General features: G+C 64.4%; 1 pseudogene. It reads right to left on the reverse strand.

Annotation, left to right across the window (positions count from 1 at the left end):
• Positions 1 to 216 (reverse strand): annotated as a pseudogene (locus AB4Y32_RS40675) (hypothetical protein); the annotation flags it as partial.

A 216-nucleotide genomic window follows, 5' to 3' on the forward strand; every position in this document is an offset into this window, starting at 1 on the left:
TCGGGGCCGAAGAACAGCGTCGTCATCTGCGCGCCGCCGCCCAGCACGATGATGTGCGAGCGCACGCCAACGGCAGCATGTGCGAACAGCTGGTTCTGCGACGGCGTCGTCGGGCCGTAGTTGATGCCCGGGTCATAGCTCGTACCCGCTTCCGTGAAGAACAGCTTCATGTTCGGCTTGCCGGCCTGCATCACCGAGCGCAGCTGGATCATCTGG

The organism is Paraburkholderia phymatum (genome assembly GCF_040965635.1).
Taxonomy (GTDB): Bacteria; Pseudomonadota; Gammaproteobacteria; order Burkholderiales; family Burkholderiaceae; genus Paraburkholderia; species Paraburkholderia phymatum_B.